We start from the raw sequence: 22371 nt of genomic DNA, 5'->3' as shown, positions 1-22371 counted from the left end.
CGTCCCGTTCCACGTGAAACGGGACGGCAGGGAGGACCCGCGATGACCGACCCGGGCCAGCGGCTGCGCAGCAGTCTCGCGGCCGACTCGGCGGCCAGCTCCGGCGCGGAGTTCGACAGCCCCATCGCCATGGAGGCGCTGCGGGCCACCCGGGTGCTGCACGCCGCCGACCAGGAGCCGTTCCCCGCGCCCGGCCGCATCCGGGTCATCACCGTCGCCAACCAGAAGGGCGGCGTCGGGAAGACCACCTCGACGGTCAACCTGGGCGTCGCGCTGGCGCTCTACGGCCTGCGGGCGCTGGTCATCGACCTCGATCCGCAGGGCAACACGAGCACCGCCCTCGGCGTCGAGCACACAGTCGGGACGCCGTCGATCTACGACGCCCTCGTCGGGGACAGCTCGCTGGCCGACGTCGTCCACCCGACGACGGCGAGCCCGAACCTGCGCTGCGTGCCGGCGACCATCGACCTGGCCGGCGCCGAGATCGAGCTCGTCTCCGTCGTCGCCCGCGAGTACCGGCTGCGCCGCGCGATCGAGGGGCACATCCACGCCCTCCCCGAGGACCAGCGCCCGCACTACGTGCTCATCGACTGCCCACCGTCGCTGGGGTTGCTCACGCTCAACGCGCTCGTGGCCGGCGACGAGGTGCTCATCCCCATCCAGTGCGAGTACTACGCGCTGGAGGGCCTGGGGCAGCTGCTCAACAACATCGAGCTCGTGCGCGCGCACCTCAACCCGGGGATCGCCGTCCGCACCATCCTCCTGACGATGTACGACGGCCGGACCAAGCTCGCCGACCAGGTCGCCGAGGAGGTCCGCAGCCACTTCGGTGACCTGGTGCTGCAGACGGTCATCCCGCGCAACGTCCGGGTGTCGGAGGCGCCGGGGTACGGCCAGTCGGTGCTCACCTACGACCCCGGGTCGCGCGGGTCGACCAGCTACGTCGAGGCCGCCCGAGAGCTCGCCGAGCGGGGCGTGGACCTGGCGCCGCTGACCGACGTCCGGCCGATGGGTGCCCCGCCGCCGCCTCCCGCGCCGGCGACCGCGCCGATGCCGGCGGTCCGCCCCGGCGCCCACCGCGCGACCGACCCTGCGGCTCCGGACCGGGCCTTCGCCGGCACCGACGCCGCCGTCCTGCCCGTTCCCAGCTCCGTCGACGAGGAGAACCGATGAGCAAGCGTGGCGGCCTCGGCCGGGGGCTGGCGGCGCTGATCCCCACCGCCCCGCCGGTCGAGCAGCCGACGCTGCCCGAGACCGACGGCACGGCCCCCACCCCCGAGGCCCCTGTGACCGCTGGGACTCCTGGGGCGCCGTCGGCGTCGGTGACGCTGCTCCCGCCGGCCGCGCAGGCCGCCGCGACCGTCGCCGCGCAGGCGGAAGCGGCCGTCGGCGTGCCCGGCGCGCAGCTGCGGGAGGTCGACGTCACCGACGTCGTCCCCAACCCCCGCCAGCCGCGGCAGGTGTTCGACGACGAGGCGCTCGAGGAGCTCACCCACTCGGTGCGCGAGTTCGGCCTGCTGCAGCCGATCGTCGTCCGCGAGCGCGCCGAAGGCGGCTACGAGCTCATCATGGGCGAGCGCCGGCTGCGCGCCGCCCGGGCGGCGGAGCTCGAGACCGTGCCGGCCATCGTCCGCGACACCGAGGACGACGCTCTCCTGCGCGACGCCCTCCTGGAGAACATCCACCGTGTCCAGCTCAACCCGCTGGAGGAGGCGGCGGCCTACCAGCAGCTACTGGAGGAGTTCGGTGCCACCCACGAGGAGCTCGCCCAGCGGATCGGGCGCAGCCGCTCTCAGGTCACCAACACCATCCGGCTGCTCAAGCTGCCGGTGAAGGTGCAGACGCGGGTCGCCGCCGGGGTCATCTCCGCCGGGCACGCGCGGGCGCTGCTGGGCCTCGACGACACCGAGGCGCAGGAGGCCCTGGCCGCGCGCATCGTCGCCGAGGGCCTGTCGGTGCGGGCCACCGAGGAGGCCGTGGCGCTGGCGGCGGCCGAGCAGCCGGCCTCGCGCCGCCGCAGCCGCCGGATCAACGCGCCGGGGGTCGAGGACCTCGCCGGCCGGCTGTCCGACGTCTTCGAGACCAAGGTCAAGATCCAGATCGGTCGGGCGAAGGGGCGCATCGTCGTCGAGTTCGGCTCGGTGGACGACCTGCAGCGCATCATCGGCCAGATGGCGCCGGACGTCACCGGCCGCCGGGACGGGCCGGAGGCCTGACTCCACGCAGAGAGCCCGGGTTCCGTCACAGACGGAACCCGGGCTCTGTCATCTGGGGCATAGGAGGCAATACGCACGTCCCGGGGCCGGGGACGTGCGTACCGCTTCCTATGCCTCGGCGCTGCGCGCCCGGCGGGTGAGGAGCGTGGAGAGGACCTCGCCCAGGTCGTGGCCGGCGGCCTCGACCGCCATGGGGAACATCGAGGTCTCGGTCAACCCCGGGGAGACGTTCACCTCGAGGAAGTGCACCTCGCCGTCGGGCGAGACGATCGCGTCGGTGCGCGAGAGGTCGGCCAGGCCCAGCGCCTCGTGCACCGTCACCGCCACCTCGGCGGCGCGGGCGGCGACGTCGTCGGTCACCCGGGCCGGGGCGTGGTACTCGGTGAGGCCGGGCGTGTAGCGGGCGGTGTAGTCGAAGACCCCGGACTCCGGCTCGATCTCCACGGCCGGCAGCGCCACGGGCCCCTCCCCCAGGTCGACCACCGACAGCGCGAGCTCCACGCCGTCGACGAAGCGCTCCACGAGCACCGTGTCGCCGTAGGCGAAGCAGCTGACCATCGCGGCCGGCAGGTCCTCGACCCGGGTGACCTTCTGCGCGCCGAGCGCGGAGCCGCCCGAGGCCGGCTTGACCATGAGCGGCAGACCGAGCCGGGCGACGATGAGGTCGAGCACCGCGCCGGCGCCGAGCTCGCGGAAGGTGCTGTGCGGCAGCGCCACCCAGTCCGGCGTCGTCACCCCGGCGGTGCGCACGACCGACTTGGCGGCCGGTTTGTCCCAGGCCAGCCGGCAGGCGGCGGCCGGAGAACCGACGTAGGGGACGCCGGCGAGGTCCAGGACCGCGCGCAGGGCGCCGTCCTCACCGGTGGCGCCGTGCAGGGCGACGAAGACCGCGTCGGCCGGCGCGGCGGCCAGCCCGGGCAGCAGCTCGGCGTCGGCGTCGCGCAGCTCGGCGTCGATCCCGACGCGGGCGAGCTCCTCGACCACCTGGGTGCCCGAGGACAGACTGACCTCGCGCTCGAAGGTCAGGCCACCGGCCAGGACGACGGCGCGCAGGGGGGTCTCCTCGGTGGGCCGGTCGGCGACCGGGGGTGCGGCAGGCTCGGTCACGGGCGTCAGTCCTCGATCCGGTCGCTGGTGGCGGGGCCGACGATCGGCTCGGCGGTGGCGCCGGGGCGGCCGACCGCGCGGAAGGTGCCGGTGTCGACCGCGTCGAAGGTGGAGTGCAGGTCCAGCTCGGCCTCGATGACCCGGGCGAGGCGGCGCACGCCTTCGCGGATCTGGTCGGGCTCGGGGTAGCAGTAGGACAGCCGCATGTACTCGCGGCCCGACCCGTCGGCGTAGAAGCCGATGCCGGGCACGTAGGCGACGTGCGCGCCCACCGCGCGGGGCTGCATGAGCTTGCTGTCCAGGCCGTTCGGGAGCTTGAGCCACACGTAGAAGCCGCCGTCGGGGCGGGTCCAGGTGGTGCCCGGGGGCATGAGCGCGTCGAGGGACTCCAGCGTCGCGTCGCGCCGCTCGCGGTAGAGCTCGGTGAACAGCTTGATCTGCTCGCGCCACGGCTGGGTGTCCAGGTACCGGGCGACGGCGTACTGGGTGAGCGAGGGCGGGCAGAGCACCTGCGCCTCGGTGGCCAGGACGAGCTTCTCGCGGACGGCCAGCGGCGCGAGCACCCAGCCCACGCGCAGGCCCGGCGAGAAGGTCTTGGAGAACGAGCCCAGGTAGATCACCCGCTGGTTGTCGCGGGCACGCAGCGCGCGCATCGGCTCGTGGTCGAAACCGAGCAGGCCGTAGGGGTTGTCCTCGATGACCAGCAGGTCGTACCGGTCGGCGATGTCGACGATCGCCTGGCGGCGCGGCTCGGACAGCGTCACGCCGGCCGGGTTGTGGAAGTTGGGCACCGTGTAGAGGAACTTCACGCGGTCGCCGTTGGCCCGGCACTCCAGGAGCGCCTGCTCCAGCGCCTCGGGGATCAGGCCGTCGTCGTCCATGGGCACGTGCCGCACGCGGGCCTCGGCGGCCTGGAAGACGCCGAGCGCGCCGACGTAGGAGGGGCCCTCGGCGAGGATGACGTCGCCCGGGTCGCAGAAGACGCGGGTGACGAGGTCCAGGCCCTGCTGGGAGCCGACGGTCACCACCACCTCGCTGGGCGAGGCGTCGGTGATGCCCTCGAGCGCCATGACGTCGCAGATCCGCTCGCGCAGCCGGGGGTCGCCCTGGCCGGAGCCGTACTGCAGCGTCTGCGCGCCCATCCCGCTGACCAGCTCCCCGATCATCGAGCCGACGGCGTCGAGCGGGAGCGCGGTGACGGCGGGCATGCCCCCGGCCAGCGAGACGACCTCGGGCCGGCTGACGACGGAGAACAGTGCGCGGATCTCCGAGGTCTTCATGCCGTGCGTGCGGGCTGCGTACCGGTCGGCCAGCGGGTCCAGCCGCGGATGGCGGGGCACCACGTGCCCGTGCTGCTGCGGCGGCGTGCGGTGCGGCTGGCCGTGCGACGGCGGGAGAGAGGCCACGGATCGAGTGTAGGGAGGCGGGTGCACCCGGTTTCCCGACACGGCGGGATGAGACGGACCCGTCCCGCCTGAGGCGTCACGCGTCCCAGGCGTCACACCTTCTGGGGCAACACGAAAGTGCCGGTGGGCGGGTCGGCGTCGGCGGGGAGGAACAGCCGCTGGACGGCGGCCAGGACCGCCGAGGCCACCGTGCCGCGCAGCCGGGCGTCGAGCAGCAGCAGCCGGTCGACCGGGTGGGACAGGTAGCCGACGTCGAGCCGGACCGCGGGCATCCGGGTCATCCGCAGCAGGTCCCAGGTCTTGGGGTGCCCGCCCAGGTCGAGCATGCCGGTGCGGGCGACGACCTCGCGGCGGGCCAGGTCGGCGAAGCGCTCCCCCACCGTCGACGACGTCCCGGAGCCGGTGCCGTAGTAGTAGCTGGCGACGCCGCGGGCGTGCGGGGAGTCGTGCGCGTCGACGTGCAGCGAGATGAACAGGTCGGCGCGGGCGTCGTTGGCGAACGCGGTGCGCTCGGCCGGCGTCGGGTCCTGGTGGCGGCCGCGGGTGAGGTACACCGTGGCGCCGGCGGCGGCCAGCCGGCCCTCGATGCGGCTGGCGAGGTCGAGCACGAGGTCGGACTCGGTGGTCTCCCCGGCGGTGACGCCGGTGTCGGCGCCGCCGTGCCCGGGGTCGACGACGATGCGCCGGCCGATGAGGTGCGGGCCGCTGTCGACGAACGAGGCGCTCTGCCGCAGCAGCTGGGGGCGGCCGCCGGTGACCTTGCGGCCGAGCTGGCGCAGCGCGCGCAGCGTCGCCGGGCCGCAGGTGCCGTCGGCGGTCAGGCCGTAGTCGCGCTGGAAGGCCTGCAGCCCGGTCTCGGTCTCCCGCCCGAAGATGCCGTCGGCGCGGCCGGCGTCGTAGCCGAGCTCGAGCAGCCGCTCCTGCAGGTTGGTGACGTCGTCGCCGCGCATGGGCCGCACCGGGTCGTGGTGCAGCAGCCGGTCACCCAGTGACCAGCGGGCCTCCGACAGCGCCCGGTAGGTCTCCTCGCCGACCCGGCCGTCCACCGACAGCCCGCGGACCTGCTGGAAGTGGCGGACGGCGAGCTCGGTGGCCTGGTCGTAGACGCCGTCGCTGCTGGGTTCGAGCAGGCCCAGGCTGCGCAGGGCCGCCTGGACGTCGGCGACGGCGGCACCGTGGCTGCCCGGACCCAGCGGCTGCATGTCGCTCTCGCTACCCATCGTGCTCCCGATTGTCGCCTCTGCGACCGCTCGCGGCCCAGTCGGGGGTGTCCGGCAACGGCGAGGGCCCGCCGGTCCGGGTGGACTGGCGGGCCCTCGGCTCGTCTGTGCGACCGCTCAGATGTAGTCGGAGAGGTCGGAGAGGATGGCGCCCTTCGGCTTGGCGCCGATGATGCTCTTCACCGGCTTGCCGCCCTGGAAGACGGTCATCGTCGGGATCGACATGACCTGGTAGTCACGGGCGATCTGCGGGTTCTCGTCGATGTTGAGCTTGGCGATGGTCAGCTTCTCGCCGTGCTCCTTGGCGATCTCCTCGAGCACCGGGGCGACCATCTTGCACGGCCCGCACCACTCGGCCCAGAAGTCGACGAGGACGGGCTTGTCACTGCCCAGCACCTGGTCGGCGAAGGTCGCGTCGGTCACCGTCACGGTGTTGCCTGCCATGGTCGTTCTCCCTGTGTCGCGTTCGAGGTCTGTGTTGGGCCTCCGGGGTGGACAACCGCCGGAGGGGGCGCGCTATGCCCGGGCCGGTACCCCGGCCCGGGCGGTCGACTCAGCGCTCGTCGAAGGTCTCGGCCAGCCAGCGCTCCGCGTCGATCGCGGCGGCCGCGCCGGTGCCGGCCGAGGTGATCGCCTGGCGGTAGATGTGGTCCACGACGTCGCCGCAGGCGAAGACGCCGTCGATGTTGGTGCGGGTGGTCGGGTGCTCCACCTGCACGTAGCCCTCGTCGTCGAGCTTGAGCTGCCCGGCGAACATCTCGCTGCGCGGGTCGTGCCCGATGGCGACGAACAGGCCGGCGACGGGGAGCTCCTCGGTGCTGCCGGTGGCGACGTCGGTCAGCTGGACGGCGGAGACGGTCTGCTCACCGAGCACGTCGGTCACCTGCTTGCCGAGCGCCCAGCGGATCTTCTCGTTGTCCTGCGCGCGCTTCTGCATGATCTTCGAGGCGCGCAGCTCCTCGCGGCGGTGCACCACGGTCACCGACTTCGCGAAGCGGGTGAGGAAGGTGGCCTCCTCCATCGCGGAGTCGCCGCCGCCGACCACGACGATGTCCTGGTCGCGGAAGAAGAAGCCGTCGCAGGTGGCGCAGGCGGAGACGCCGTGGCCGAGCAGGCGCTGCTCGTTGTCCAGGCCGAGGTAGCGGTACTTCGAGCCCGTCGCGACGATGACCGCGTGCGCGAGGGTCACCTCGTCGCCGACCTTGACCACCTTGGGCGTGGCCGTGAGGTCGACCTCGGTGACGTCGCGGGCGACGAGCTCGGCGCCGAAGCGCTCGGCCTGCTGGCGCATGTCCAGCATCAGCTGGGGGCCCTGGATGCCCTCGGCGAAGCCGGGGAAGTTCTCCACCTCGGTGGTGGTCATCAGGGCGCCGCCGAACTGGGAGCCCTCGAAGACCAGCGGGTGCAGGTTGGCGCGGGCGGCGTAGACGGCCGCGGTGTACCCGGCGGGACCCGATCCGATGATGACCAGGTCACGGACGCCGTCGTGCTCCGCGGGCGGGATCACGGGCGACTCGACCTCCGTGGTCGTCGCGGGGCCGGGGGTGGGCTGGGGATCGGTCACGCGCGGCACAACGACGGATCGTAGGGCCAGATTCCCGCCGGGAGCCCGCTGACGTGCAGCTCACCCTCAGGAGGCGGTCGTGATCCCGACCTCGGCGAGGTCGGCGGAGAAGCCGTCCTCGGCGGGCACCAGACCGGTCACCCACACCAGCACGTAGCGCGCGGTGACCGGCTCCTCGAAGGCGAGGTCGGTGGTCCCGTCGACGCTGCCGGCGGCCGCGACGGCGAAGGAGTCGAGGTCGCCGTCGGGGGCGCCGCCGGTGCGGACCTCGACGGCGATGCCGGGCGTGGTGGTCGTCAGGGTGACGCCGCCGACCGCCTGGTCCGAGCCGAGGTCGTAGACGATCCCGACGCCGGGCTTGAGGTTGCCGAAGTCGGCCGAGCCCCGGTAGCTGAGCGTCGACCAGGTGGTGGCCGGGTCGCCGTCGATGGTGGCCGGGACCTCGTCGTCGTTCTCCGGCTCGCCGTCGCCGAACGGGTCGAACACCGTGGCGCCGGTGACGGCCACCAGCGGGCCGGCGGCGGAGGACGGGTCGGCGCTCTCCTCGGCGGGCGGCGCGCTGCTCGACCCGGTGGGCGCCGAGCCGGGGCGCTCGTCGACGTCGCCGGCGACGGAGAGCAGGTTGGTGCCCACCCACCAGGCCAGCAGCACGACGAGGGCGACCGCGGCCAGCAGCAGGGCACCCACCATCAGGCGGCGCCGGCCGGGGCGGTCGTCATCGTCCTCGTCGTAGTCGTCGGCCCCGCCGAAGACGTCGTGGTCGTCGGCGTCCGCGGGGGCGGCCGAGACGGGCGGGAGCACGCGCGCGCGACCCGGGGGCACCGGCGGCAGCGTGTGCCGGTCGAGCCGCTGCGGGTCGTCGTCGGGGACCTCGTGGACGACGGGGGCCGGCTCGGCAGCGGCGTCGGCGTCGCGGTGGTCGCGCAGCCGGCGCAGCCAGCCGCTGTCGCTCTCGTCGCGGCCGCGGACCGGGACGGAGGCGTGCGAGCGCGGGCGCTCGGCGAGCAGGGCGGCCATCGCGGCGGCGCTGGCCAGGCCGGCGCCGGGCCCGGTGGAGCGGGTCCGGCGCACGAGGGCGGCCAGGTCGGGCGCGCCGATGACCGGCTCCCGGGCGGGGACGCCGTCGGGACCGGGGACGCCGGCCTGCCGGCCGGTGAGGCAGTACTCCAGCAGCGCGCCCAGCGCGGCGATGTCCTCCTGGACGGTGCCGGTGGCGGCGGGGACGGCGCGCAGGCCGACCAGGCCGTTGGGCCGCAGGACGACGGTCTCGGGGCTCAGGCCGCCGACGGCGAGGCCGACCCGGTGCGCCTCGGCGACGCCCTCGGCCAGCCGGCGCAGCACCGTGCGGGCCTCCCGCTCGCCCATCGGCCCCGACTGCAGCCGCTCGGCGAGGGTCTGCCCCTCGATCCACTCGTTGACGACGTAGGCGACGCCGCTCTGGCCGCCGCTGCCCTCCGAGGCGTCGTAGACCATCGCCAGCGCGGGGGTGGCCAGGCCACCGGCGGTCAGCGCCCGGGCGATCCAGCCGCGCGCCGCGGGGCCGCCGGGGACGTGCACGCGGATGGCGACGTCGCGGTTGAGGATCCGGTCCTTGGCGCGCCAGCAGTGGATGGCGCCGGTGTCGGTGCGTTCCTCGGGGCCGACCTCGTCCAGCGGGCGGTACCGGTCGGGGAGGCCGGTGATCGTGGCCGTCATGGACGCGTCCGACCCCCTGTCCTCGTCCCCCGGAGGCGCGCTGCCCCGAGGCCGGTGCCCGTGCCCGCGAGCCCGTCGCTCACCCGCGGCCCAGCCGCGCGCGGACCGCGGCGAGGGGTGCCCGGAGCTCCGGGATGCGGACGAGCACGAACCCGGCGAGAGCCGTGACGCCGACGACCACGGTACCGACCAACACGGTCCCGAGCGAGCCCGCCACGGACGATCCCAGGGCGTCGTCGGTCACCCGGACGGCGAGCCAGCCCAGGCCGGCGGCGACGAGCGCCACCAGCGCCATCCGCAGCACCGGGCCGAGCGCCCCGCCGCCCTCCGCACCGGCGAGGTGCCGCCGGAGCGCCAGGTGCCCGAGGGCCCAGCCGGCCAGGTAGGTGACGCTCGTGGCGAGCATCAGGCCGGCGACGACGTGCCGGGGCTCCACCAGCACCGGGACGAGCAGCAGCAGCGGCACCCGGACGACGACCATGCCGACCTGGATGAGCGTCGGCGTCCGGGCGTCCTTCATGGCGTAGAAGACGCGCAGCTGCAGGAGGGTGACCGCCATGGGCAGCAGGCCGAAGGCGCCGACGGCCAGGGCCACGCCGATCCCGCGGGCGTCCTCGACCGAGGTGTTGCCGCGGGCGAAGGCCACGACGCCCAGCGCCGGGCCGACGACGGTCAGCGCGGCGGACACCGGCAGCAGCCCGAGCGCGGACAGCCGGGTGCCGAGCGCGAGGTCCTGGACGACGCCGGGGACGTCGTGGCGGGCGGCCGCCCGGCTCATCCGCGGCACCAGGGCGGTGAGCAGCGCGACGCCGATGATCCCGTAGGGCATCTGGAACAGCAGGCTGGCGTAGGCGAAGGCGCTCGAGCCCAGGCCGCCCTCGCGGGTGGCGGCGTTGGCCACGCGGGTGGCCACGATGACGCCGATCTGGCTGACCGCCACGTAGAGGACGACCCACAGGCCGAGCCCGCCGGCCTCGCGCAGGCCGGTCTGGCGCAGGTTCCAGCGGGGCCGCAGCGGCACGCCGGCCCGGTACAGGGACGGCACGAGCACGAGCGCCTGGACGGCGATGCCGAGCAGCGTGCCGCCGCCGAGGAGCCACACCTGGCCGGGCGTGATCGTGGCCGGCTCGAGCTCGCCGGGCCCGCTGGCCATCAGGAACAGCACGCCGGTGGCGATGACGACGACGTTGTTGAGCACCGGCGCCCACGCCGGCGGGCCGAAGACGCCGCGGCTGTTGAGGATCGCCTGCGCCAGCGCGCCGATCCCGTAGAAGACGATCTCCACCAGCAGGATCCGGGCCAGCCAGTTGGCCAGCCGCACCTGCTCGGGGTCGCCCTGGATGCCGTAGAGCGCGGTGAGCAGCGGCGCGATGGCGATGGCGACCGCGGTGACCACCACGAGCCCGGCGATCGCCACCGTGGACAGCCGCTGCGCGTAGCCGACGCCGCCGTCGCGGTCGCGCTCCTGGGCGTGCACGAGCAGCGGCACGATGACGGAGGTCAGGACCCCGCCGAGCAGCAGCTCGTAGACGATGTTGGGCAGCGTGTTGGCGGTGTTGTACGCGTCGTTGACCAGCCCGACGCCCAGCGCCGCGGCCAGCACGACCGTGCGCAGGAGCCCGGTCACGCGGGACACCAGCGTGGCCACGGCCATGGTCCCGGCGGCGCGGAGGATGCCGCGGCTGCCGCCGGGGGCGCCCTCGCGCTCGCGGGCCTCCTCCTCGGTCTCCCCCTCGGGCGCCTGGGGGACCGGCGGGAGCTGCAGGATCGGGATGACCTGCGTCTCGTCGGCGGGGATGAAGCGGCGCCGGACGGGCGGGGGCACCGGCGGCAGCGGCCGCGGCGCCGGCCGGGCGGCCGCCGCCGGGGCCTCGCCCGGGGATGCCGGCGGGGTCGTCGAGGACTGCTCGGTGCGGGCGGCGGGCGGCCGTGGCCGCGCCGGCGGCACCGGCGGCATGGGACGGCGGGGTGCGGCACCCGCGAGGTCCGAGCCCGGCGGCGGGGCCACCGGGTACGGCGGCGGGGGCAGCGGCCGGGAGCGCTCGCGGGCCGGGCGGGGCGGGGCGTCGCCCGAGGAGACGGCCGGGGGCACCGGCGGCAGCGGGCGCTGCACCGGCTCGCGGGCGGGCGCGTCCTCGTCACTGCGGGGGTGGCCGGTCACACCGGGCTCCGGCTGGGCGGCCACGCGGCGCCGGCGCCGTCGGGGAGCTCCTCCTCGGCCCGCCCGCGGCGGCGCAGGAACAGGATCCCGCGGCGGAGGAAGAGCAGCCCGAGCAGGACGGCGGCGCCGATGGTGATCGACAGCGAGATCGTCCCGTAGGCGGTGCTGCGGACCTGGATGGCGACGTCGTCGCCGAGGGCCCCGCCGCCGGGGGTGGTCAGACTCGCGGTGACGGCGAAGCGCCCCGACTGGGTGACCTGGGTGGGGATCTCCAGCGTGGTGCGCTGCTCGGGCTCCAGCTCCTGCGCCGCGAGCTCGCCGATGGTCAGGCCGACGTTGTCGCGGGTGCGCACCTGCGGCAGCACCCGGACGGCGAAGGGCAGGTCGTTCTGCACGGTGAGCACCAGCGGCGCGTCGCTGGAGGCGAGGCTGTAGGTGCCGTCGGCCGGGGCCACCAGGGTCACCCGCTCGCGCAGCCCGCCCACGGTGTCGCGCACGTCCTGCGCGGCGGCGAGGAAGCCGACCGGGTCGTCCCGCCAGGACGCCGAGGCCGCCCGGGCGAACGCGGCGTCGGGGGCGGCGAGGGCGCTCGCCGCGTCGCCGACGACGGCGCCGGCCAGGTCGTCGCGCGACTGCGCGGCGGCGGCGAGCTCGGCGAGGCCGGCCGGGTCGAGCAGGGGGGCGCCGGCCTGGTCCAGCGGCGTGCCGGCGTCGGCGACCGGGCCCGCGGCGAGGTCGGTCAGCGCGACCGGGCGCAGGCCGGGCAGGGCGGTGTCGGCGATCATCGCCGCGACCGCCTCCGGGTCGGGGTCGACGTCGCGCGCGGGAGCGACGAGCACGCTCTGGCCCGCGGGATCGGTCGCCGCCTGCTGCGAGACGAGCACGAGCTCGGCGACGTAGCGCTGCTCGGCGATCCGCGCCCCGCCGGCGGGACCGGCCGCGCCGACGACGGAGGACAGCCCGGCGTCGGCCACCAGCGCCTCCACCGGGCCGTCGGCGGCGGGCACCGTGGCCCGCGCCGCGGCGCCGCCGTCGGGAACGCCGAGCACGGCGTCCTCACCGGAGAGGGCGCTGGAGGCGACGACGACCTGTTCGACGCCGCCGGCGCGCAGCGTGCCCAGCGTGTCCGGCCGCAGCGCCCCGCCGGGCGCCCAGGCGAGGTCGGTCCGCGGCGCGACCCCGAGGGCGTCGGCGAGCAGCGCGGCGCCGGCCGGTCCCGGGGAGGCCTCGGAGGCGACCGGCCGCGCGTCCGGGGAGCCGTCGGTGTCCCCGTCGGTGCCGTCCGCGGTGTCCTCGTCCTTGCCGGTCGGGGCGCCGGGCAGCGTGCGGGTGAGCGCGGCGCCCAGACCGGTGGCCTGCAGCGCGTCGGCGTCGACGTCGCCGTACGGCAGCGCGACCACAGGGTGCTCGGCGGCCACGGCGCGCAGCCGCTCCAGCCACGCGGCGGCGCTCTCGGTCCCGGTGCCGGCGTCGTCCTCACCCGCGACGTCGTAGGGGCCCTCGGCCATGACCGAGAGCTCCTCGACCAGCGCCGGGTCGACGGCGAGCGTCACCGGGGCCACCGGCGTCGGGGCCGGGGCGCCGGGGGCGAGCACCGCCGGCAGCCGCTCGACGACGGACAGCGCGCGGTCGAGGCGGCCGCCGTCGGACACCGCGGTGGCCAGCCCGTCGTCGGTGAAGTCACCGGCGGCGTCGCGGTGGCTGCGCTCGGTCAGCGGCCACAGCCACGCGACGGCGGTGGCCGTGGCCGGCGGCGCGGTCTGCTGCACCAGGTGCGTGCGGACCTCGCCCACCCGGCGCGGCTCGCCGTCCGCCCCCGTGCCGTTGAGGTTGAGCAGCAGCGGGTAGACGCCGTCGCCGCCCAGGCCGAGGTCGGCGGTGGTCGCGGTGAGGGTGAACGGGAGGCTGTCGCCGGGCGCGAGCGCGCCGGGCAGCGGGGCGAACGGCGTGCTGGAGGCGGTGGCCGGGTCGGCGTCGGCGTCGGCGGCGAGCAGGTCCGCGCGGGTGGTGACCACCGCGCCGCGCTGCAGCCGGACGCCGAGGTCGGTCAGCGTCTCGCTGCCGGTGTTGGTGAGGGTGCCGCCCAGGGTCACGGTGCCGCCGGGCGCGACGGTGCGCGGGTCGAGGCGGGTGAGGTCGACGGTGACCGGGCGCTCGGCCTCCGGCGCGGGTGCGGCGGGCGCCGCCAGGGCGGGGCCCAGCACCGGGCCCAGGGCCGGGACGACGGCCGGGGCGAGGACGGGTGCGGCAGCCAGCGGGAGGGCCAGCAGTGCCCCCGTCAGGACGCGGGTCACCGTCCTCCCGCGCCGGCCGGCCCCGGGGCGCGGGGAACGCGAACTGGGACGGACCTGGGGGTCCGGGTCACGCACTGTCGGCGAGCAGCGCGGGCGCCCGCTCGACCAGCGCCCGTTCGTCGGCGTAGGCCAGCCGGCCGGCCAGCTCGTCGAGGGGGACCCAGGCGACCTCGGTCACCTCGACGTCGGCGTCGGACAGCGCGCCGCCGATGGCGCGCAGGAGGAAGTGGTGCACCGTCTTGTGCACGCGGCGGCCCTCGGCGACGAACCAGAAGTCGATGATCCCGAGCGGGGCGAGCACCTCGCCGATGATCCCGGTCTCCTCGGCGACCTCCCGGACGGCGGTGTCCTCCGGGGTCTCGCCCTCCTCGATGTGGCCCTTGGGCAGCGACCACAGCAGCCGGCCGCGGCGGTCGGTGCGCCCGATGAGCGCGGCGCGAGGGCCGGTGAGGGGGTCGTCGGCGACCACGAGGCCCCCCGCGGAGGTCTCGTCCACCCGGCGCAGACGGCGACCGGGACGCCCTCGTCCGCCGGTCCCTGCCATGCGAGGAGGGTAGCGCGAGCCGCGCCACTACCCTGGCTCGTCGTGTCCGGAGAGCCGCAGAGTCGTCCGGCCGGCGGGGCAGTCCCGCCGGCGGTGCAGCAGACCGTGCGGGAGCTGGTGGACGTCTCCCCCGTGCTCGTCCAGCTGGGCGAACGCTTCGCCGCCGCCGGCTTCGAGGCGCACCTGGTGGGCGGCTCGGTGCGCGACGCGCTGCTGGCCGCGGGCGGGGACGCCGCAGCCGGCGGTGACCTCGACGTCACCACCGACGCGCGGCCGGAGCAGGTGCTGGAGCTCCTGCGCGGCTGGGCGGGTTCCACGTGGAACCAGGGGATCGCCTTCGGCACCGTCGGCGCGGAGGTCCGCGGCACCCGGCTGGAGATCACCACCTTCCGCGCCGACCGCTACGACCGGGAGTCGCGCAACCCCGAGGTGGCGTGGGGCGACTCGCTCGTCGACGACCTGGCCCGCCGGGACTTCACGGTCAACGCCATGGCGGTGTCCCTGGGACCCGACCGCACGGTCACCGACCCGTTCGGCGGCCTCGGCGACCTGCTCGCCCGGCGGCTGCGCACACCCGGTGCGGCCGCGGACTCCTTCGCCGACGACCCGCTGCGGATGCTGCGGGCGGTGCGCTTCGTCGCCCAGCTCGGCCTCACGCCGTCCGACGACGTCGTCGAGGCGATGACCGCCATGTCCGGCGAGCTGGCCCGCATCACGCCCGAGCGGGTGCAGGCCGAGCTGTCGAAGACGCTGCTGCAGGACTCCCCGCGGGCGGGGCTGGAGCTGTTCGTCTCCACCGGCCTGGCCGACGTCGTCCTGCCCGAGCTGCCGGCGCTGCGCATGGAGATCGACGAGCACCACCAGCACAAGGACGTCTACACCCACTCGCTCACCGTGCTCGACCGGGCGATCGCGCTGGAGCGGGCCGACCCGGACGCCCCCTCGCCGGACCTGGTGCTGCGGCTGGCGGCGCTGCTGCACGACATCGGCAAGCCGGCCACCCGCCGGCACGAGCCCCGGGGCCGGGTCTCCTTCCACCACCACGAGGTGGTCGGCGCCAAGCTCGTGCGCAAGCGGCTGACGGCGCTGCGCTATCCCAAGGAGGTCGTCGAGGCGGTCGCCCGGCTGACCTTCCTGCACCTGCGCTTCCACGGCTACGGCCGCGGGGAGTGGACCGACTCGGCGGTGCGCCGCTACGTCACCGACGCCGGCGACCTGCTGCCCCGGCTGCACAAGCTGGTGCGCTCGGACTGCACCACGCGCAACCGACGCCGGGCCGCGGCGCTGTCGGCCACCTACGACTCGCTCGAGCAGCGCATCGCCGAGCTGTCGGCGGCCGAGGACCTCGCGCGGGTCCGGCCCGACCTCGACGGCAACGCGATCATGGAGCTCCTCGATCTCCCGCCCGGCCGCGAGGTCGGCGAGGCCTGGCGGTTCCTCAAGGAGCTGCGCCTCGAGCGCGGTCCCCTCGAGCGCGACGAGGCCGAGGCCGAGCTGCGCGCCTGGTGGGCCGCCCGCGGCTGACTCCCCCGCCCGGGTCACCCTCCCCCTCCGGACCCTTCCCCGGCCCGCCGTCCCCCGGTAGGACGGACGGCCGGACCACGGGACGGGGACACGGGTGCACGGGGCGGGACAGCAGCGCGGCGGACGGCCGCCGTGGCCCTCGGAGCTGCCGCCCGGGCAGTGGCGGCCGCCGGTGCCGCCGGTCCCGGTCCCGGCTCCGGTCGCGGCATCGCCCACCGGGCGGGTGCCGCAGTGGGTGCTCGACCAGGCCACCGGCCACGCCGTCGACCCGGCGCCGTGGCGCGGCTGGGAGGGCGGCCCGCCGCTGCCGCCGCGCCGCCGCTCCCCCGCCGTCCGCGGGGTGCTGTCGGTCGTCCTGGTCCTGGTGCTCAGCCTCGGCGCGGCCGTGCTCGCCGGCCCCCGCCCGTGGCCCTGGGAGTCCGCGTACGACTTCACGACCCCCGACCGCAGCGGCGTCCCGGCTCCCGGCGCGACGGACGACCGACCCACACCCGGCCGGGAGGAGGCGTCCGCGCCGCTGGGCACGCCGTCGGCGGCCCCCGGCACCGGCACGTACGCCTTCGTCGAGACCCAGCCCGGCGGCTCCGAGCCCGTCGCCTACGACCCGTGCCGGCCGGTGCACTGGGTCATGCGGCCCGACGGCGCGCCGCCCGGCGCCACCGTGCTGGTGGAGGAGGCGCTGTCGCGGATCTCGGCCGCCAGCGGCCTGCGCTTCGTCTTCGACGGCACCACCGACGAGGGCTGGTCGGAGGACCGGGCTCCCTTCCAGCCGGACCGCTACGGCGACCGCTGGGCGCCGGTGCTGGTCTCCTGGGCGAACCCCGGGGAGGTCCCCGCCCTGGAGGGCACCGTCGCGGGCGTCGCCGGGAGCCAGGCCGTCACCGCCGGCGGGCCGTGGGTCTTCGTCACCGGCACGGTCACCATCGACGCCGGCTGGGCCGAGGACCCGGCCCGGTCCCCCGACGGGCGGGCCCGGGTCCGCGGGGTCCTCATGCACGAGCTCGGCCACCTGGTGGGCCTCGACCACGTCGACGACCCCGCCGAGCTCATGGCCCCGGAGTACCGGGGGCAGGAGGGCTTCGGCCCCGGCGACCTGGCCGGGCTGGCCCGGCTCGGTCGCGGCGCCTGCGCGCCGGACCTCTAGACCCGCGCCGGCCGGCGGCTGCCGCGCAGGAACGCGACGGCGGTCAGCCCGTACACGGCCGCGACGGCGACCAGCACCGGCACCGAGACGCCCGAGGGCGGCAGCACCAGCGCGCCCACGACGAGCGCCGCGACGTAGGTGACGTTGACCAGCGTGTCGTAGACGGAGAACACCCGGCCGCGGACGTCGTCGCCGAGGGACTCCTGCAGCGTCGTGTCCACGCACACCTTCACGCCCTGCCCGACGAAGCCGAGCACGAACCCGCCCGCCACGACCGCCGGCGGCGCGAACGCCAGCCCGAGCAGCAGCTGCAGCACACCCCCGGCGGCCAGCAGCAGCGCCGTCCACCGCCGGCGGCCCAGCCGGCGCACCGCGGCCGGGGTGACCAGCGCCGCCAGCAGGGTGCCGACCGCGCCGGCGCCGACGACCTGGCCCAGCCCGACCAGCCCGCCCGGGAACATCGGCCCGGAGCCCTCGAGCAGCGGACCGCGGTAGAGCAGCAGGGACACCAGCGTGAGCAGGCCGTAGCAGACCCGGTGCCCGGAGACGGCCAGCAGCGCGGCCGCGGCCGGCGGGTGCGCCGCCACGGACCGCGCGCCGTCGACCATGCCGGCGACGACCTGCCGCGCCGTCAGCCGGGCCGAGCGGGTGGCGGTGTCCGGGCCCAGGCCGCCGCGGCCGAACCCGGCGGCGGTGGCGGCGGCCGCCAGGTAGGGCAGCGCGGCCGAGAGCGCCACGACCGCGTAGCCGGCGTCCCCGGCCGGCGCCAGCTGCACCAGCCCCACCGCGACGCCGCCGCCGACGACGGTGGCCACCGCGCCGGACGTCGTCGACAGGGCGTTGGCGGTCACCAGCGTGCCGGCGTCGGCGGTGTGCGGCAGCCCGGCCGACAGCGCCGAGAGCACGAACCGGGTGACGGAGAAGACCGCGAGACCGGCGACGGCGAGCGGCAGACCGCCCGCCCCGGTGAGCACCAGGGCCGCGACGACGACGACCAGCCCGGCGCGCAACAGGTCGGCGTGCACGAGCACCTGCCGCCGGCTCCACCGGTCCAGCCAGACGCCGGCGAACGGGCCGAGCAGCGAGTAGGGCAGCAGGAGGACGGCGAACCCGACCGCGACGGCGAGCGGGTCGGTGGCCCGCTGGGGGTTGAACAGCACGGACCCGGCGAGGGAGGCCTGGAAGACGCCGTCACCGGACTGGGCGAGCAGCCGGGTGAGCAGCAGCCGCCGGAAGTCGCGGCGCGACAGCAGGCGCCGCACGGGAGGAGCGGCCCGCTGCACCGGGTCACCCTACGGCGCGGGCTCACCCTCCCCCGGGCCGCGGACTGTTGCACACTGGACGCGATGTCCCAGGTGCCCTCGTCACCCGATCCCGAGTCCGGCCCGCCGATCAGGCCGGTCACGGGCCGACGTCGCGCGGCGGTGCCACGGTTGTCGACCGGCACCCTCGACGACGTCGTCCCGGGCTCGCTGCTGGTCGCGATGCCCGCGCTCACCGACCCGAACTTCGCCGGCACGGTCGTGTACGTGCTCGACCACAACGACACCGGCACGCTCGGCGTCGTCCTCGGCCGGCCGAGCCAGGTCGAGATCCGCGACGTGCTGCCCGGCTGGTGTGACCTCGCCGTCGAGCCGGGGGTCTTCCACGTCGGCGGGCCCTGCGAGACCGACACCGCACTGTGCCTGGCCAACTGCCCCGGCACCGCGGCCGAGGGCTCGGGCCTGCGGCGGGTGGCCGGCGACGTCTACCTCGTCGACCTCGACGCCGACCCCGACGCCCTCGACGGCGGCCTGGCGGGCCTGCGGGTGTTCGCCGGCTACGCGGGCTGGTCCCCCGGCCAGCTGGCCGCGGAGATCGCCGAGGGCGCGTGGGCGTGCGTGCCCGGCACCCCCGGCGACGTCCTCAGCGACCTCGACGGCCCGCAGCTGTGGCGCGCGGTCCTCGCCCGGCAGACCGGCCGGCTGGCCGTCCTGTCGACGGCTCCTGCGGACCCGTCGGCCAACTGACTCTCGGACACGCCGGGACCATCCGTCCCGGTGAGGCGCACCGCGGCCGGATCTGGTAGGAAAGACGCCGGAGGGGGCGGTCTGGGGAAGAGGCCGCCCCCTCCCCCCATGTCCGGGCCCGGGTGGTCAGACCCCGACGGCCGCCGCCACCTCCGGGTGCGCCGCCGCGTCCACCGTCTGCCCGTCCTCCGGCAGCGCGACCGTCCGCGCCCCGTGGTCCGACAGCGTCACCGTGACCTCGTCCTCCTGGCCCGGCAGCGGCGTCACGTACTGCAGCAGCAGGCCGCTGGTGTCGTCCACGGCCACCGACCAGCCCGCCTCGCCGGCGTAGACCGTGGCCAGCCGCCGGTCGATCGAGCGCTGGCCCTCCCAGGTGTGGTCCCCGGTCCGGAAGGCCGCGTCGTCGTCGGGCTCCGCGGCGGCGAGGTTGAGCACCACGGTCACGAGGACGTCGGTCAGCGGCACGGCGTCCGGACCGGTGACCACCGGGCGGCGGACGAAGGGGACGTCGGGCAGGCCGGCGGCGGCCAGCGCCTCCGGCAGCCCCGGGACGTCGCCGAACCAGATCTGCTCACGGGTGAAGAACAGCGTGCGGACGTCGTCAGGGCGGCCGTCGCCGTAGGACGTCACCGCCTGCGCGCGGCCGGCGGCGCCGTCGAAGTCGACCTCGCCGGTGAGCGTCAGCAGCCCGCCCTCGCCGAAGGGCGCGGAGACGACGACGTCCGCGCCGCCCTCCTCGGTGTCCCGGGCGAGCAGGCCCGCGAGCACCCCCGCCTCCTCGGCGGTCACCGGGTCACCCGGCTGCCGGTCGGCCTCGGGGTCGGAGCAGCCCGCGAGCAGCACGCCGAGCGTGACCAGCGCGGACGCGAGCAGGCGGCGCGGCATGGCGGTCAGCGTAGGCAGACCGGCGGCGTCGGCGGCGTCCCGACAGGCCCCGGACGGCACAGGGCCCGTCCCCCCGGAGGGCAACGGGCCCTGTGGCGTCGTCACGTGGGACTCAGCGCTCGACCTCGCCGCGGATGAAGGCCTCCACGGCGTCGCGGGCCTCGCTGTCGCTGTACTGCACCGGCGGGGACTTCATGAAGTACGACGACGCCGACAGGATCGGGCCGCCGATCCCGCGGTCCATGGCGATCTTCGCCGCGCGGACGGCGTCGATGATGATGCCGGCCGAGTTCGGGGAGTCCCAGACCTCGAGCTTGTACTCCAGGTTCAGCGGGACGTCGCCGAAGGCGCGACCCTCGAGACGGACGTAGGCCCACTTGCGGTCCGACAGCCACGGCACGTGGTCCGACGGGCCGATGTGCACGTTGTCGGTGCCCATGTCGCGGTCGACCTGGCTGGTGACGGCCTGGGTCTTGGAGATCTTCTTGGACTCCAGGCGCTCGCGCTCGAGCATGTTCTTGAAGTCCATGTTGCCGCCGACGTTGAGCTGCATCGTGCGGTCGAGCTGCACGCCGCGGTCCTCGAACAGCTTGGCCAGCACCCGGTGGGTGATGGTCGCGCCGACCTGGCTCTTGATGTCGTCGCCGACGATCGGGACGCCGGCGGCGGTGAACTTGTCCGCCCACTCCTTGGTCCCGGCGATGAACACCGGCAGGGCGTTGACGAAGGCGACACCGGCGTCGAGGGCGGCCTGCGCGTAGAACTCGGCGGCCTGCTGCGAGCCGACGGGCAGGTAGCAGACGAGGACGTCGGCACCGGACTCGCGCAGGGCGGCGACGACGTCGACCGGCTCGTCGTCGGACTCCTCGATGGTGGCCCGGTAGTACTTGCCCAGGCCGTCGAGGGTGGTGCCGCGCTGCACCGTCACGCCGAGCGGCGGGACGTCGGTGATCTTGATGGTGTTGTTCTCGCTGGCGACGATGGCCTCGGAGAGGTCGCGGCCGACCTTCTTGGCGTCGACGTCGAACGCCGCGACGAACTGCACGTCGGAGACGTGGTAGTCGCCGAAGCGGACGTGCATCAGCCCGGGCACCGAGGCGCTCTCGTCGGCGTCGCGGTAGTAGTGCACGCCCTGCACGAGCGAGGCGGCGCAGTTACCGACGCCGACGATGGCGACCTTGACAGCTCCCATTGCTTTCCCTTCTCCCTGGACCAGTGGTCCGTGTCGCGGGACCGTTCCGGTCCTGGCGGTGGCTGCCGGCGGGCTGGACAGCCGTCGTGCCTGCAGTGCTGTGGTGCCGGCGGTGGTGCTCGGTGCGGTGCCGCGGAGGCGTGGCGTCACCCGTCGCCGGTCGGCGGACGCTCGTCCCCCGGAGCCGGGCCGGGCTGGCTGCGCTCGCTGTCGATGAGCTCGGACAGCCAGCGCACCTCCCGGTCGACCGAGTCCAGGCCGTGGCGCTGCAGTTCCAGCGTGTAGCGATCGAGCCGTTCGCGGGTCCGCGCCAGTGAGGACCGCAGGCCGTCCCGCTGCCGTTCGACCGTGCGGCGGCGCCCCTCGAGGATGCGCAGCCGCACGTCGGCGGCGGTGTGCCGGAAGAAGGCGAGGTGGACGCCGAAGAGCCTGCCGTCGTCGTACGCCTCGGGGCCGGCCTGGCTGACCAGCTCCGCGAAGCGCTCCTTGCCCTCCGCGGTGATCGTGTAGACCACCTTCCCGCGCCGGCCGGTGAGCGGCGGTGCGTCGGCCGGCAGCGGTGCGTGCCGGTCGGGCTCGTCGGTGGTGACGAGCCCGGCGGCGTACAACCGCTTGAGCGCGGGGTACAGCGAGCCGTAGGAGATGCTGCGCAGGCCCCCCAGCACCTCCGCGAGCTGTTTGCGCAGCTCGTAGCCGTGCATCGGGGACTGCTGCAGCAGTCCGAGGATGGCGAACTCGAGCATCTCGCCCCCCGTCGGCTCCTGCCGTTCGATGTATCGAGACGATACATCGACCGGTGAACAGCGCGGCAACTCGAGGCCGGTCGCCCGATCGGGGATCCCGTGCCGAGCCGTCCGCACCGGGGGCCGGGGGACGCGCACCTGCGTACATTGACGGCCGTGCCCGGACGTCGCTCCGTCGTCGACTACTCGCTGCAGCGGCGAGCCGTCCTGGCCGACGTGAGGTCCGGCCGCACCGGCCTGTTCGAGGTCTGCGACGCCAGCCCGTACCTCACCCGCGCGGCCCGCTACCACGGCCGGCAGACCGACGTGCCGTGCCCGGTCTGCCGCCGGGAACGCCTCACCCTCGTCAACTACGTCTACGGTGAGGGGCTGGGCCACGTGTCCGGGCAGGCGAAGACCGAGGCGGAACTCGCCCGGATGGACGCCGCGCAGGAGGAGTTCTCCGTGTACACCGTCGAGGTGTGCCGCGGGTGCGGGTGGAACCACCTGGACTCCTCCTACGTCCTCGGAGCCGAGCCCGAGCCGGGGCGGCAGCCGCGCCGGCGCCGCCGCACCGCCACGGACTAGCCCGTCACGGACTGGACCGGGCCGGCCGGCGGTTGCACACCGGCGGACCCGTCCGTCACACCCGTCCCGGGGGGACGGCGCGCCCGCGCGTCCTCCCCGG

19 protein-coding genes are annotated in these 22371 nt (G+C 75.6%); 6 read left to right on the top strand and 13 right to left on the bottom strand.

Translation table 11 applies throughout. The features are described 5' to 3' along the window. The first annotated feature begins 42 nt into the window (after nt 1-42). Together FN207_RS03980 and FN207_RS03975 are read left to right on the top strand one after the other, a co-directional pair. Complete coding sequence (locus FN207_RS03980; protein WP_142456995.1) at nt 43-1173, top strand: ParA family protein; 1131 nt, start codon at nt 43-45, stop codon at nt 1171-1173. After that, nucleotides 1170-2216, top strand: a complete 1047-nt coding sequence (locus FN207_RS03975) for a ParB/RepB/Spo0J family partition protein (protein ID WP_142456994.1) — start codon at nt 1170-1172, stop codon at nt 2214-2216. Before FN207_RS03980 ends, FN207_RS03975 begins: the two co-directional genes overlap by 4 nt. A gap of 108 nt (nt 2217-2324) precedes the next feature. On the opposite strand, the gene FN207_RS03970 is transcribed toward FN207_RS03975, so the two are convergent. The 9 genes from FN207_RS03970 to FN207_RS03930 all read right to left on the bottom strand — a co-directional run bounded on the left by FN207_RS03970 (nt 2325) and on the right by FN207_RS03930 (nt 14207). Continuing rightward, complete coding sequence (locus tag FN207_RS03970; RefSeq protein ID WP_142456993.1) at nt 2325-3323, bottom strand: D-alanine--D-alanine ligase family protein; 999 nt, start codon at nt 3321-3323, stop codon at nt 2325-2327. A gap of 5 nt (nt 3324-3328) precedes the next feature. Next, complete coding sequence (locus FN207_RS03965) at nt 3329-4729, bottom strand: aminotransferase-like domain-containing protein (protein WP_246065740.1); 1401 nt, start codon at nt 4727-4729, stop codon at nt 3329-3331. 92 nt (nt 4730-4821) lie between these two features. Continuing rightward, nucleotides 4822-5949 carry an N-acetylmuramoyl-L-alanine amidase gene (locus FN207_RS03960; RefSeq protein WP_246065739.1) on the bottom strand — a complete coding sequence of 376 codons (1128 nt, stop codon included), beginning with the start codon at nt 5947-5949 and terminating at the stop codon, nt 4822-4824. Between the two features lie 117 nt (nt 5950-6066). Then, nucleotides 6067-6393, bottom strand: a complete 327-nt coding sequence (gene trxA, locus FN207_RS03955; RefSeq protein ID WP_110004868.1) for a thioredoxin — start codon at nt 6391-6393, stop codon at nt 6067-6069. Between the two features lie 109 nt (nt 6394-6502). After that, nucleotides 6503-7513, bottom strand: a complete 1011-nt coding sequence (gene trxB, locus FN207_RS03950) for a thioredoxin-disulfide reductase (RefSeq protein WP_142456992.1) — start codon at nt 7511-7513, stop codon at nt 6503-6505. A gap of 66 nt (nt 7514-7579) precedes the next feature. After that, nucleotides 7580-9208, bottom strand: coding sequence for a protein kinase family protein (locus FN207_RS03945; RefSeq protein ID WP_142456991.1), 1629 nt, complete (start codon nt 9206-9208; stop codon nt 7580-7582). Between the two features lie 79 nt (nt 9209-9287). Beyond that, entirely contained in the window at nt 9288-11369 is a 2082-nt protein-coding gene (gene murJ, locus FN207_RS03940) for a murein biosynthesis integral membrane protein MurJ (protein ID WP_246065738.1), read from the bottom strand. Beyond that, nucleotides 11366-13663, bottom strand: a complete 2298-nt coding sequence (locus tag FN207_RS03935) for a DUF6049 family protein (protein WP_142456990.1) — start codon at nt 13661-13663, stop codon at nt 11366-11368. Before FN207_RS03935 ends, murJ begins: the two co-directional genes overlap by 4 nt. A gap of 67 nt (nt 13664-13730) precedes the next feature. Continuing rightward, nucleotides 13731-14207, bottom strand: a complete 477-nt coding sequence (locus tag FN207_RS03930) for an NUDIX hydrolase (RefSeq protein ID WP_093583022.1) — start codon at nt 14205-14207, stop codon at nt 13731-13733. 42 nt (nt 14208-14249) lie between these two features. Between FN207_RS03930 and FN207_RS03925 the strand changes: the two genes are divergently transcribed. After that, nucleotides 14250-15731 (top strand): CCA tRNA nucleotidyltransferase, encoded by a 1482-nt coding sequence (locus FN207_RS03925; RefSeq protein ID WP_246065737.1) that lies wholly within the window; start codon nt 14250-14252, stop codon nt 15729-15731. Nucleotides 15732-15825: 94 nt separating this feature from the next. Further along, on the top strand, nt 15826-16875 hold the full coding sequence (locus FN207_RS03920) for a matrixin family metalloprotease (protein ID WP_246065736.1): 1050 nt from the start codon (nt 15826-15828) through the stop codon (nt 16873-16875). Here FN207_RS03920 and FN207_RS03915 read toward each other — a convergent pair. Further along, a complete protein-coding gene (locus tag FN207_RS03915) occupies nt 16872-18158 on the bottom strand; it encodes an MFS transporter (protein WP_142456989.1) in 1287 nt (428 codons plus the stop codon). The genes FN207_RS03920 and FN207_RS03915 overlap by 4 nt on opposite strands. A 141-nt stretch (nt 18159-18299) precedes the next feature. Between FN207_RS03915 and FN207_RS03910 the strand changes: the two genes are divergently transcribed. Next, on the top strand, nt 18300-18884 hold the full coding sequence (locus tag FN207_RS03910; protein WP_246065780.1) for a YqgE/AlgH family protein: 585 nt from the start codon (nt 18300-18302) through the stop codon (nt 18882-18884). 126 nt (nt 18885-19010) lie between these two features. Here FN207_RS03910 and FN207_RS03905 read toward each other — a convergent pair whose 3' ends face one another. From FN207_RS03905 to FN207_RS03895, 3 genes are all read right to left on the bottom strand, one after another. Then, nucleotides 19011-19769, bottom strand: a complete 759-nt coding sequence (locus FN207_RS03905) for a hypothetical protein (RefSeq protein WP_142456988.1) — start codon at nt 19767-19769, stop codon at nt 19011-19013. Between the two features lie 112 nt (nt 19770-19881). After that, the gene (locus FN207_RS03900) at nt 19882-20961 is read right to left on the bottom strand and encodes an inositol-3-phosphate synthase (protein ID WP_142456987.1); all 1080 of its coding nucleotides are present in this window, start codon (nt 20959-20961) and stop codon (nt 19882-19884) included. A 146-nt stretch (nt 20962-21107) separates the two neighbouring features. Continuing rightward, nucleotides 21108-21704 (bottom strand): PadR family transcriptional regulator, encoded by a 597-nt coding sequence (locus FN207_RS03895; RefSeq protein ID WP_110909075.1) that lies wholly within the window; start codon nt 21702-21704, stop codon nt 21108-21110. A gap of 156 nt (nt 21705-21860) precedes the next feature. Between FN207_RS03895 and FN207_RS03890 the strand changes: the two genes are divergently transcribed. Then, nucleotides 21861-22271 (top strand): DUF5318 family protein, encoded by a 411-nt coding sequence (locus FN207_RS03890; RefSeq protein ID WP_110909076.1) that lies wholly within the window; start codon nt 21861-21863, stop codon nt 22269-22271. Nucleotides 22272-22371 lie beyond the last annotated feature (100 nt).

Origin of the sequence: Geodermatophilus aquaeductus, assembly GCF_900182545.1 — a bacterium.
GTDB classification, from domain to species: Bacteria; Actinomycetota; Actinomycetes; order Mycobacteriales; family Geodermatophilaceae; genus Geodermatophilus; species Geodermatophilus aquaeductus.
This window is presented reverse-complemented; position numbering and strand designations above follow the sequence as displayed.